The following is a 12,050-nucleotide window of genomic DNA, read 5'->3' on the forward strand; positions in this document are numbered from 1 at the left end:
TCGGATCATATCCCGCGGCGTCAGGCAGTAGCGAAAAGGATGAGCTGTCGATATTCTGCTTCATGGCGTGATCTCCCTGGCGGTTGGCGCCGCCGGTTGGCTGGGTGTCAGTTCACCCGGAGATTACGCCGCCTTCAAATTTCCACCACTTCCGAGACACGACCGCCGCTTCGAAGGCGACGCTTTCCGGTTCTGCGGAACCCACTACATACCACACCGTGGCAGCCGAAGCGCCATTGTTGCGGAACCAATGTTTGCGACCCGCCGGCGTTTTCACAAGATCACGCGGCCCGAGCTCGATTTCCACCTGTTCGCCATTCTCTTCCCACCCGACGACAAGAGTGCCTTCGAGCACAAGGAACGCATCTTCCACGTCGCGCGCAAACGGCTTCACGCCGACGCGCGAAGGGACGCCCAGCATTTCCTTGCGGCAGGTGTCGGACTCAACGCCACCGGGGCCGCAGTACACCTTGCGCGTGAAGCCCGCATCTTCCCAATGGGTCTCCAGTTCCGAATGGCGCACGACGTACTTGGCCATCAGTTGCTGCAGCGGATGTTCGCCCTTGGGATCGAACGGCAACGTTTTGCCGGGTTCGGCCCCGAAGGCCCGTGCAAGCTCAGGGGCGTGTTCCTTGGGATGGTAGTGATAGACCGGCGGCAGAGGTTTGCCCACATCCACCGAGATCGACATCATCACCGGCTCCACGCCGTCGACACGGAAGCCGTGTCCGATTTCCCGTGCGTTCAGGATCATGTCCTTCGGGCCCAGATTGACCTCTACGACCTCCCCGTCACGCTCCCAGCCGACGATCAGCGCGCCGTCGATGATGAGAAAGCTCTCTTCGATCTCATGGCTGTGGCAGGCAGCATATTTTCCCGGTTCCTTGTAGATCAGGGACAGGGTGAAATGATCGGGCTTCAGCGTAGAGGTATCGCCAACCTTCGGGGACCCACCGGCACCGATATACCGCATCTGGGCGCGGGAAAGCTCTTCGAATCCTACGTTGGAGGGGAAGGCCTTCCAGTCGAATTTCTTGTCTGTGAAGCGCCCGGTATGGGCTTTCAATTCATCCGAAAGCGTGGCGAAGGCCGTGTCTTGTGCAGTCATGGTATTTACCTCTCAATGGACACATCCGATGCCGTGAGCATCAACAGATATGGCCATAGCCCAGCCATGTTTTATATGCGATTAAGCGTTTTACAGGTAAACCAAGCGGGCAGTGGCGGGGGCGTGGTGCAATGAGGTCGCCGGAGCAGGGCAAAGATCGGTATCTGGTTCCCGGACTTGTCCGCGGGCTGTCCACGTTGAAGCTCTTCACTCCCGAGACGCCCAATCTGTCATTGTCGCAAATTGCCGCATCGCTAGGGATAACACGCTCCGCCGCATTCCGAACTGTTTACACGCTGGCGGCCGAGGGATGCCTTCTGCACGACGAGCGGACGGAGACCTATGCGCTCGGGCCGGGCGTCATGAGGCTGACCTATGGCTATTTCGCAACGCGCGAAGTGGTGGAAATCTCACAGCCCGAACTGGAGAAGTTGCGCAGCCTGACGGGGTGGTCGGTCCATCTGGGCGTTCTGGACGGGACTTCGGTTCTCTATGTCATGCGTCTCGCCGGTCCCAAGCATGATAGTTCAATCATTCATGTGGGCAGCCGGCTACCCGCACGCGCAACCACGCTCGGACGTGTACTGCTTTCCGGGTTGAGCGAAACCGAGATACTAAGTCGTTTTCGCGTGGAAGGCGTCAGCACTCCCAAGGCAGGCAGCGCTTCCACCATCGCGCGACAGGCACGAGCGGATGCCGCGCTTCCAGCCATCGTGCATCTGGGTGATTTCCAAGCCGACATCATCTCGGCTGCTGCGCCCATTCGCAATATGATCGGAGATATTATTGCCGCAGTTAACCTTACCGCCCCTAACGCAGTGGTGGAACGAGAAGCGGTAGAGGATGTACGCAAGCAACTCATCGCGACCACCATGCGGATATCGACGCTGCTCGGCTGGGATGCCAGGGGCTGAGAAGCCCCGGCTGGATACTGTGATCTCTGAGAATTTCAAATGAGGATTGGAGCCCGTCAGACGCCATGATCGCCTGCTAAGCATTGCGATATTGGCGGCCTCTCCTGTGGCATGCCTTGTTGGAGGGTGGTGTTGACAGGCTGCTGAAAAAGTCCTGATGTGTCACGCCTATGTGCCGGAAATCGGAAAATCGGCCCGGAAACGCCCGGAAGTATATAGATTTCCGGCCGAATTCCGACAGATTGCAAACGATTTCCGCTCCGACACCGGCCAAAAGCCTTTTTCAGCAGCCTCTTAAGCCTGATTACGCCTCGCCGTTGGCATTGAGGAGGGACCGGATGCAGATTGGCAAGGTGATTAGGCTTGATGTTCATACGGTATCGATTGCGGGAGCTGTCACACCGGCGAGGGAGCCGGCGAAGTTCGTTGCGGCAGCGCAGGTGACTTGGGGGCCTGTCTTCTGAAGAGTAGTTTCAGCTCCATGAAAGCAGATCGTCGATGCGGGGAAGGATGTCGGCCAGACAGGGCTGCGTGTCCAGGTGCTTCTCGATGACGGTCATGGCGCGGGCAGAAGATCTGTTCTGGAGTTTGGCGATGCGCAGCCGCAGCTTCTGAATAACTGGTTCTGGCTCAACGGATCATAGGCGCAAAGTGGCCGATATCCCGCCGTTTTCAGCCTGCGATGTCGGATCAACGCCTTTCGGCGCATCGGATCGACGGGAAGGTGGTGGGGCAAAACTCAACATATGCCCCACCACCAAAAGACAAGTGGGTTTGCCATGATACCAGAGCGTTTCGACAGGACAAATGAGGCAACCCCATCCGGTCTCGCAACCAAGTCTGTACCGCGGCTGTCAGTCCCGCGGCATTGCCAACTGCGCCGAGGTCAGGCCGCGCCATCGCCGCACGCGGGCCAAGGATCTGGCGCGTGCTCACCTTGGGGCGACAGCTCAGTTCGCGAGACCGAAAGGAACGGGCAGCGAAGCGACACTGGCGGGCTGCTGAAAACGGCTTTTTGACCCGCGTCGGAGCGCAAATCGTTCGCCATCTGACGAAATCCAGCCGGAAATTCATATACTTCCGGGCGTTTCCGGACCGATTTTCCGATTTCCGGTACATAGGCATGACCCTTCAGGACTTTTCAGCAGCCTGTTAGGCGGTTCCGTCGGACCGGGCCTTGAGATTTCACTTCGCGGTGAAGCAGCCGGAGGGTCCAGTTCTGATGAAAGGAAGTTTGCGGATGTCACGTCCGCTCCACCGTATCGGCGGCCCACGTGATCGGGCGATTTGTCAGGTCCACGTAGACCGCTTTCTGGCGCTGGTAAGCGCGCAGTCCATCACGACCCTTTTCCCGCGACATGCCACTGTCCTTTTCCCCGCCGAACGGGGTGGAAATGGAAAACTGCTTGTAAGTGTTGATCCAAACGGTGCCGGTAGTGATCTCTTTCCCCACCCGCCAGGCTCGGGGAAAATCGCGCGTCCAGATTCCACAGGCGAGCCCGTAGTCATTGTCGTTCGACTGAGAAATGACCTCGGCCTCGTCCTCGAAAGGCAGTACGACAAGCACGGGGCCGAATACCTCCTCTCGACAAATCCTCGCGGAATTCGGTGCATCTGCGAGTATCGTCGGCAGATAATACGCTCCTTCGGCCAAAGTGGGATCATCCGGTCGACTTCCCCCCGCCAACAACCGCGCACCGTCCTTGATCGCCTGGTTGACCTGCGCCTCGACTGCGTCGCGATGGTCTGGATGGATCAGGCACGATACCTGCGTCGCGGCATCATGGGGATGGCCGACCCGGAGCCGTTTCGTGGCGGCGGTCAGCCGGGCGAGAAACGTGTTGTAGATCGGGCGCTCGACGAACAGCCGCGCGCCCGCGATGCAGCTTTGTCCCGTGGATGAAAAGATGCCGTATAGAATTCCCGCAATGGCCATATCCTGATCGGCGTCTGCGAAGACGATGGTCGGCGACTTGCCACCCAGTTCCAGCGAGACGGGCATCAGCTTTTCCGCCGCCTGCCGTGCGATCGTTCGCCCCGTGGAAGTACCGCCGGTAAAGGAAACGCGGCGGATCGACGGATGTTCAACAAGCAGGTTGCCGATCTCGCGGCCCGCACCAGGGAGGACGGAGAACAATCCCGGCGGAAGGCCGGACACCTCGATGATCCTCGCAAGTTCGAGCGAGACCAGCGGGGACCAGCTCGCAGGTTTGAGGAGAACGGCATTGCCTGCCGCCAACGCCGGCGCCACCTTCTGCGCATCCGACGCAATGGGAGAGTTCCAGGGAGTAATTGCGGAGACAAGGCCGAGCGGCTCCCAGACGGACAGTGTCAAGGCATTGCCCCGGGGAGTTGTCAGTGCCTCGTCCGACGTCTCAAGGACCGCAGCGAAATAGCGGAATGTTCCCGCGGCAGAAGCGGCAAGCGCGCGCGTCTCCTGCAGCGTCTTGCCCGTGTCCCGGGTCTGTATCCGGGCGATCCGCTCAACATTCGCTTCTATGCCGTCGGCAATGCGATGGAGGTAGCGCGCGCGTTCATGCGGTTTAAGATCGAGCCAGGACGGCTCAGCCTGCGCAACCTTCGCGCGCTCGATGGCAAGCAGCCCATCCTCGCGCGATGCCCCGCGGAAGCGGAGATTGACGCTGCCGTCGGCAGGAAAGATCGAGGTGATTTCCGCTCCTGTTCCGAGAGTCCATTCGCCACCGATGAACAGTCGGCCGTCGGGAAGAGACGTCGAAGCTACATTTCTCATATGGCCACCGGTCCGATTTGATTGCGGATTTCGCGCAGCACGGAATAGACCGTGGATACAGACGTCTTGGCATTGCCGTCTGTGGCGCGATTGGTGATTTCGACCGAGTAGTTGGCGAGTGGTGAGCTGACCTCATAGCGATGGGAGTTGCCGGTAGCCGCGGGATCAGCGATCAAGGTGACCTCGGTCGCTTCAAATCCCGCGCCGGCGAGTGCGAGCGTCGCGGCGACATTTGCGTTCTTCGGATAGTTTCTAGCCGCCTCGCGCGCGTTGCCATGGAAGAATTCGAGCGGTTCGGACAAGCGCTCCAGGTCGATGGTTTCGGCAACCGGTGTGCCAAGCCAGGCGCTCGGCGGCTTGGTCCCGAAGTAACGCACTTTCAACGCGCCCCTTGCGGAGAGTGCGGAGAGCAGATCGATCCCCCCGATCGCCCCCGCTGGAAGTAGGATACGAGCACCCCCCCTTACGGCAGCTGCCTTTAGGCGGTTGTGCAACGCCTCATCCGACAGCGCCCCGATTGAGACCAGCAAAAGATTAATCCCGGTCTCCAGAAGTCGTGCGGCATGGGCATCCACAGCACCATGCCCGGCCGCCTCGACGACGAGCCCCGGGCGCGCAACGATCAGGTCGTCGAGGCGCTCAGTCACCTGCATCCGCCCAACCAGAGCGGGATGACTGGCCACCAGCCGCTCCCGCGCACGGGCCTCGCCGCCGGGGGAGACCAGCAGGATGAGCCTTTCAAGCGGCAACGGTTCGATAAGCTTGAGCAGCTCGCTTGCGATAGCCCCGAAGCCAATGATCCCGAGGGAGAGCCGGCAGACCTCATCTGCACCCGCGGAACCCCTGAGTTCGAGAGATTCTGTCATGGTCATGCGATCACTCCCCTTTGCCGGCGGCGCCGGCCGGCGGCCCGGCGAAACTCTCGGCAAACGGCCCGATGGCGCACATGTCGATCTCGATGAGATGGGGACCAGCAGCAGCAACCGCGGCATCGAAGATCCCCGCGAACTCCTCCAGATCGCTCACCTTGCGATGGGGCATGCCGATGGACGCACAGAAAGTACCGAAGTCCGGGGTCGCAAGTGCACTGTAATGATGGCGAGAGTTGTACTGAGCATCCTGAATGTTGCGGATCACCCCGTAAGCCTGGTCGTTCATCAGCAGATAGACGAGAGGTACCTTTTCTTCGACGGCGGTAATCATTTCGGCCAGACCAAGCATGGTTCCGCCGTCGCCGATGAGCGTGATCGCCTTGGGTCCGCCATTGGCTAGCGCGGCACCGATCCCCATCGCGACGCCCTGACCGATTCCACCGCCGAGCGCGTGAACGCCCAGTCGCGGCTCTGCGATCTGCACATAGCGATTGCCGAAGGTGGAGTTGGAGATGGTCACATCCCGCACCCAGGCGTGGCCACCCGCAGCGACACGTTCGTTCAGAACATCCGCCACAACCCGGTAAGGGCCCAGAACGTCCCGCATACGGCTTTCGCCCTGCGCCCGGGCGCGAGCAATGTCGAGCTTGAGACCCTTGTCGGTTTCCAGATCATCAGGCAGCAGAGCCAGCAACCGCTCCAGCGTATCCGCCGCGTCTCCGTGGATGAACTGTTCCACCGCATAGTTCCGGCCGCCTTGCGACGCATCCGCGTCGATCTGTACCAGTTGGGCCGGGAGCGGCATCTTGTTGTTGCGCGTCTCGTTGCCGCGCAGCCGGGAGCCGACGACGATCATGAGATCGGCACTCCCATACAAGTCGACCGCTTCGGGGGTCATGTTGAAGGCGCCCAGCGATGCGGGGTTGTCCTCCGGCACGATGGCACGACCGTTGGTAGAGGTCACGGCCCCGAACCCACGCCGGACCAGTTCGCTCGCCGCCGCCGTCGCTTCCCGCGCACCGCCTCCGAGCCAGAGCAACGGACGACGGGCCGATTTTACCCGCTCCGCCAGTTCGAGGATGGCCTCTTCCCGCGCATGGGGCCGCACGACAAGCGGCGCATAGGGCCGCGCGGACCCCACCACCTCGCAGCGCTGTACATCGACCGGAATCTCGAGGCTGACCGGGCCGCTCGGCGCCGACAGCGCGGCGGAGCAGGCGGCCGAGAGTATCCCGATTGCATTCTGCGGATCGGAAATGCGGAAGACAGTCTTGGAAACACCCTCCAGCATCCGCGGCTGGCGCGGAACGTCGTGGATGGCAGCGCGGTCGCGGTCGGCGAATTCGCTGTCCACCTGCGTGGTAAGGTGAAGAAGCCGGGCGCCCGCCGTCAGGGCCTCCGCCTGCGCCCCGGCAGCGTTGCCCGCTGCCGTGCCGGTGGAGGTCAGGCACACACCGAGCTCGCCCGAGACACGAGCAAAGGCATCGGCCATGTTCATCGCACCCGCCTCCCCACGCGCCGGCACGAAACGGATGCGTCCTTGCCGCGCGACCGCATCCAGGATGGGCATGTTGTGAATCGAAATGACGCCGAAGATCGTGCTCACGCCGGTTTCCGCGAGATAGTCGGCGATCAGGTCTCCGACCGTTTCTGCCTTGATGCGGGTATCCATGTTCATGACCGCGACTCCTTCAGATATGCCGGGAAAGGCCGCCAGACACTTCGATCTGGGCACCTGTGATGTAACTTGCGCCGCGTGAGCCGAGGAACGCGATAGCGTGAGCCGCTTCCTGAGGATCACCCAGCCGGCCGAGCGGAATGCCCTTCCGCAAAGCGAGCGCGCGATACCATTCCTCTCGGCTGATGCTCTGATCCTGCCGCTCGGCGAAACGGCGCGTCCATTGCCCGGAACTCACCAGCCCGATGAGGATGGAGTTCACCCGGACATCAGGGGCGAATTCGGTCGAAAGGCTTTTCAGCAGGTTCTGTACACCCGCCCGCGCGGAAGAAGTGCAGACCATGTGCGGCTCGGGCTGATAAGCGAGCAGCGAATTGACCGCCACGATCGCGCCGTTTGCCGCCCGCAGCATCGGCATGAAGGCCCGGATCGGGTGAACCTGACTGAAGATTTTCAGTTCGTATTCCGCGCGCCAGTCCTCATCAGACGTATCCGCGAAGGTCGATTGCCGACCTTGCCCCGCATTGTTGACGAGCAGATCGCACCGCTCGAACCGCTTTTCCACCTCCACCGCAAAACCGCGGGTCGCGTCGGCGTCCAGCACGGAAAAGGCTCGAGACAGAACACGTTCCTCACCATAGTCGCGGCACAGGACGGAATGCACACTCTCGAGACGGTTGGCGTTCCGCGCGCAGAGCGCGACCTTTGCACCGCAATCCAAAAGCAGCTTGACCGTCTCAAGCCCGATGCCGGAACTCCCACCGGTCACGACGGCGACCTGTCCATTGTAGTCGTAGCGGTTCACTCTGCGGCCTCCGATTTTTTCAATTTAGCCATGAGGTATTGGGGGAACGCGGATCCGGGCGCCGCTGCATCACTGCCCTTTGCGCCGGAGCAGATGGCCACGCGGTCATCCATTGGTTGATCTGCTCGGATAGGTCATGCGGCCAGACCTGGACTGCGTGCGACATTTCGTCGATTTGCTGCGGCCCGGAGGTGAATTCGACCATGAAGCCCGATGGGGAAACAAAACAGGTGAAGGGGGTGTTACCGGGAGAGGGACGCCCCGGCCCCCACACGGGCACGTGGCCCTTCTGCTTCATCCGCCCGACTGCGCGCAGGAACTCGTTCTGGGTGAGCACTTCGAAGGCAATGTGGTTCGCGGACGGGCAATGCACCCGCACGAGCACGACGGAGGCGTGATCCAACGAGCACCGCAAAACCACCATCTGGTCCGCAGGATAGTCCGATACCCGAAAACCGAATACGCGTTCGTACCAGGCCCGAACGCCTTCCATGTCCGCCGTAGTGAGAACGACATGCGAAACTTTTCTCGGCAACGCCCATTCCGGCTGCCCCTCATGGGCGTATCCACCGGCCCGGAACCACAGTGGACGCAGGTCTGGGCCAACAATCCCGAAACCGTCGCCCCCGACCCTTCCGTTGAGCCCCGAAGGCGCGCTCAAAACGACCGCACCCTCGGCGACGACCCGTGCATGCAGCGCGTTGATCGCCGCCTTCTCCAGCATGCCGAAATGTATGTGGTTAGCGCCGCATACGTGGCCGTCCTTCAGGCCATGGCGAAACACCTCCAGCCCCTTAAGCTTGGGATAGGCCGTAGCCGTTTCGCTACGCGCGGGTTTGGCTTCCCGCATATCAGGGTAAAAGGGCAGCGTTGCCGGAAGCTCCGGACCGTGCATCACGATGCCCCGGAGGCGGTGAACCCGCACTTGTCACTCATTTCCATATTCCCTGTATGATTCCGCTCCGCCGCCTACCGGTCACCGGTGATCCGGGAGTCCGTCATTTCGAATACGGCCCGGATTGCATCGGCAACGACTGTTGGTGCCTGCTGGTAAAGCGCATGACCCGCGTCCGGAGTTGCGATCAGCTTGCCGCGAAAAGGAGGGGGAACCGCGGAATACGCCTGCCGGTTGGCATCCGGCGGCGTCACGACATCCTCTGTGCCGAAGATCACCGACACCGGGACCGCTGTCTTGGCCAAATCGTCCAGCAGCCGACCCGATGCCAGCATCCTTGCTGCCTGAGCATAGCCCGGCATCCGCACTGCGGCCATGGAGCGGGTGACAAAGGCCACAAGATCGGGGTTCGTTTCGGGCGCGAAAACCAGCCTCGGCGCGCGACGTGCGGCGAAGGCCTCTGCGCCCTCGACAAGGAGATCATCGATCCGGGACTGCGCGCCCTCGGAAAGCACGCCTCCCGGCTTGACGCCATGCCCCAGAGCCGTCGAGGCCAGGATCAGTTGCGCAATACGCTCTGGAGCCATCCGCGCCAGCGCTGCACCCATCAGTGAACCGAGCGAATGGCCGAACACGACCGCGCGGTGAATTTCGAGCTCATCGAAGAAAGCGCGAAGCGCGAGAGCATAGTCCGCAGCCACTGGCCAATCGGTGGAGAGAGGGATGGAGTCGCCATATCCCGGCGCGTTCCATGCGATCACCGGCAGGCATTCGGGCAACGCCGGCAGCAAGGCCTCAAAACTTGCGGCGTTGGATCCGATGCCATGCAGAAGCACGAGCGGCACCTCACCCTCGCCCTCCCGTTCAAGATAGGCAATGCGGCCCGCTTCTTTAGCAACGAAGCCCATCAGTTCGACCAGCAGCGGTTATTGGCGGGCAATGTGCGGCCAGTGAGGACGAGTGGGTCTGGACCAAGGAGAAACACGATGGCACCGATCACATAGTGGGTGCTCGGTGTTGTCATGATCTCAGGCGTAACGGTCGTAACCGCTGTCCATGTCTGGGCGGCGCTCGCATGCGCTGCCATCACAGCGTCCTTAGAGGCCGTGTAGGCCATTAACTTCGGCGCTCTCCAGCTCCTCGCACCGGAAGTGACATTGTCCCAGCTATTCAGCTGGATCGCGTCACGCATCACGCGGCTTGAGGCCGGTTGCGAAACATCCACTATCTTACGCCTGCTGGTCATCGTCGTTCTTGCTTGATCGTTCGTATATGAACATAACGTTCATAATTGCGGAAAGACGACATCATGTCAAATGAAAGCAGAATACCGCGGGTGATATTGCTATCAGGGCGCAAGATAGAGAGCGGAGCCAAACACTTGATAACCCTTGAGGGCATATAGGTAGTACGCTTCTTACAACTTGGCCCTACCGGAGCGCTGATAGGAGAAAGTGGTTTTCCTTCTTGTTCTATGACCAGAAGTGTTCAATATAGAAAATATTGTTCACCATATATTGGGGCGAGAAAGCATCCCATCCCAAGATCGAAACCCGGAGGTCGATTTGATTTCATCGGTAACGCCCGCCTATGATGTTCCGCCGGTCACTCGCGCGATAGCTCTGCTTCGCCACATCGGTGCAGGCAACAGATGTAGAAACATGTCCAGAACTGCAGCCGCTCTGGGGATCAACAGGACGACGCTCCTGCGCCTTCTTCACACGCTCGAGAGGGAGGGATTGATCGAGGGCGATCATGAGGAGGGGGGATACATCCTTTCTTACGGTCTGCTGGAGTTGACGGCTCATATGCTGTCGTCGCGGGACGTTGTTCGGCTGGCGCGACCATTGCTCAGCCGTCTCGCGGCGGAGACTGGGTTTTCTGCCCATCTCGGCGTATTGTCGGGTACTGATGTAATCGTTTTGGTGCGCGAGACGCCTGATGTTCAGCTTATCAGCAACATCCGCGAGGGAAGCCGCCTGCCTGCCCATGCCACGGTGATGGGCAGGATCATTCTTGCCAATCAGTCACATGACGATGTCCGCAACATATTCCCGAGCCAATCCCTGCAAACCGTCACGTCGATGACACCTGCAACGCTCAAGGCTCTTGAAGACCAGCTTTCGCAGGATCGGATTGAGGGCCTTGCCTGGTCGGTGGCGAATTTCGAGCAGGGCATCGGATCGTGCGCTGCGGCGGTCTTTGACCACTCCCGTCGACCAGTTGCCGCGGTAAGCCTTTCAGGAAGGGAAAGCGATTTCGAACCCAGCAGCAGAAACCGCGAACGTATCGCAAAAGGCATCCGGGACGTGTCACAGCGATTGAGTGTAATGTTGGGCGCCCCTCCATGAAAATCCTCTATCGACTTGGACTGGTCTCAGGGCTGAGCGGCGTAGGGCACGTTTGGCGGTATTGTGTAAGAGGCATTTCTCGCCGGCGCTGACCTTCCAGGAGATCCTCCATCGCAGGTGGAGTCTGGCCCCTCTTGAGCACGGACATGAAGCGAACACCGTTCACACAAGAGATGATCGGGCTCCGGCACGAGCAGGAAACCGGTATACCGGTGGGATCTGTGCAGGAAAGTACAGGCTAAGCTCCGCGGACCTTCTGCATCTGTGGACGGCGCTCCCTCGGCAAGCGCTTTGAGGTGTTTCCGAGCATGACGCGTGCTGACATCTATCCGGCGTCGCGGGTTGATGCCGGCAGGTCCAAATGGGGCGGGACCTCAACAAATGGTAGGACTTGGAGGCCTTAACAGGTTGATGAAAAAGGCTTTTTTTCCTGTGTTGGAGTGGAAATCGTTTGCCATCTGACGAAATCCAGCCGGAGATCTATATATTTCCCGGCGTTTCAGGGCCGATTTTCCGATTCCGGCGCATTGGCATGACACTTCAGGACTTTTTCAGCAGCCTGTGAAAAGCGAGGGCTTCCCGCACCGGGTCCGCCCGGCGTGTCTCATTTCCTCTCTCGCCTGCACCACCTGACCGTCCCGCATCAGGACACTGCGGGATGCGCCCGGGGTCGAG

9 protein-coding genes are annotated in these 12,050 nt (G+C 60.5%); 2 read left to right on the forward strand and 7 right to left on the reverse strand.

The annotated features are described in order from the left end of the window. Nucleotides 1–112: 112 nt before the first annotated feature. Complete coding sequence (locus tag CDV49_RS17805; RefSeq protein ID WP_088216739.1) at nucleotides 113–1,108, reverse strand: cupin domain-containing protein; 996 nt, start codon at nucleotides 1,106–1,108, stop codon at nucleotides 113–115. Between the two features lie 131 nt (nucleotides 1,109–1,239). On the opposite strand from CDV49_RS17805, the gene CDV49_RS17810 reads away from it, so the two are divergent. Beyond that, nucleotides 1,240–2,022: an IclR family transcriptional regulator gene (locus CDV49_RS17810; protein WP_088216740.1), complete on the forward strand. Its 783-nt coding sequence runs from the start codon at nucleotides 1,240–1,242 to the stop codon at nucleotides 2,020–2,022. A 1,243-nt stretch (nucleotides 2,023–3,265) separates the two neighbouring features. On the opposite strand, the gene CDV49_RS17815 is transcribed toward CDV49_RS17810, so the two are convergent. The 6 genes from CDV49_RS17815 to CDV49_RS17840 all read right to left on the reverse strand — a co-directional run bounded on the left by CDV49_RS17815 (nucleotide 3,266) and on the right by CDV49_RS17840 (nucleotide 9,932). Next, entirely contained in the window at nucleotides 3,266–4,774 is a 1,509-nt protein-coding gene (locus CDV49_RS17815) for an aldehyde dehydrogenase (protein WP_088216741.1), read from the reverse strand. Next, complete coding sequence (locus CDV49_RS17820; RefSeq protein ID WP_218822003.1) at nucleotides 4,771–5,646, reverse strand: aspartate dehydrogenase; 876 nt, start codon at nucleotides 5,644–5,646, stop codon at nucleotides 4,771–4,773. Before CDV49_RS17820 ends, CDV49_RS17815 begins: the two co-directional genes overlap by 4 nt. Nucleotides 5,647–5,650: 4 nt before the next feature. Continuing rightward, nucleotides 5,651–7,324 (reverse strand): thiamine pyrophosphate-binding protein, encoded by a 1,674-nt coding sequence (locus CDV49_RS17825; protein WP_088216742.1) that lies wholly within the window; start codon nucleotides 7,322–7,324, stop codon nucleotides 5,651–5,653. Nucleotides 7,325–7,337: 13 nt separating this feature from the next. After that, nucleotides 7,338–8,129: an SDR family oxidoreductase gene (locus CDV49_RS17830; protein ID WP_088216743.1), complete on the reverse strand. Its 792-nt coding sequence runs from the start codon at nucleotides 8,127–8,129 to the stop codon at nucleotides 7,338–7,340. A 19-nt stretch (nucleotides 8,130–8,148) separates the two neighbouring features. Then, nucleotides 8,149–9,024 carry a VOC family protein gene (locus CDV49_RS17835; RefSeq protein WP_088216748.1) on the reverse strand — a complete coding sequence of 292 codons (876 nt, stop codon included), beginning with the start codon at nucleotides 9,022–9,024 and terminating at the stop codon, nucleotides 8,149–8,151. A gap of 74 nt (nucleotides 9,025–9,098) precedes the next feature. Then, nucleotides 9,099–9,932, reverse strand: a complete 834-nt coding sequence (locus CDV49_RS17840) for an alpha/beta fold hydrolase (RefSeq protein ID WP_088216744.1) — start codon at nucleotides 9,930–9,932, stop codon at nucleotides 9,099–9,101. Nucleotides 9,933–10,508: 576 nt separating this feature from the next. On the opposite strand from CDV49_RS17840, the gene CDV49_RS17850 reads away from it, so the two are divergent. Beyond that, nucleotides 10,509–11,375, forward strand: coding sequence for an IclR family transcriptional regulator (locus CDV49_RS17850; RefSeq protein ID WP_088216746.1), 867 nt, complete (start codon nucleotides 10,509–10,511; stop codon nucleotides 11,373–11,375). Nucleotides 11,376–12,050 lie beyond the last annotated feature (675 nt).

This window comes from Haematobacter genomosp. 1, assembly GCF_002196855.1.
In the GTDB taxonomy this organism is placed as follows: Bacteria; Pseudomonadota; Alphaproteobacteria; order Rhodobacterales; family Rhodobacteraceae; genus Haematobacter.

What these genes read in the sequence shown, in the direction of transcription:
- CDV49_RS17820 (WP_218822003.1), bottom strand. Translation starts at nt 5,646, where the DNA reads ATGACCATGACAGAATCTCTCGAACTCAGGGGTTCCGCGGGTGCAGAT.
- CDV49_RS17810 (WP_088216740.1), top strand. Translation starts at nt 1,240, where the DNA reads ATGAGGTCGCCGGAGCAGGGCAAAGATCGGTATCTGGTTCCCGGACTT.
- CDV49_RS17815 (WP_088216741.1), bottom strand. Translation starts at nt 4,774, where the DNA reads ATGAGAAATGTAGCTTCGACGTCTCTTCCCGACGGCCGACTGTTCATC.
- CDV49_RS17825 (WP_088216742.1), bottom strand. Translation starts at nt 7,324, where the DNA reads ATGAACATGGATACCCGCATCAAGGCAGAAACGGTCGGAGACCTGATC.
- CDV49_RS17835 (WP_088216748.1), bottom strand. Translation starts at nt 9,024, where the DNA reads ATGCACGGTCCGGAGCTTCCGGCAACGCTGCCCTTTTACCCTGATATG.
- CDV49_RS17840 (WP_088216744.1), bottom strand. Translation starts at nt 9,932, where the DNA reads ATGGGCTTCGTTGCTAAAGAAGCGGGCCGCATTGCCTATCTTGAACGG.
- CDV49_RS17805 (WP_088216739.1), bottom strand. Translation starts at nt 1,108, where the DNA reads ATGACTGCACAAGACACGGCCTTCGCCACGCTTTCGGATGAATTGAAA.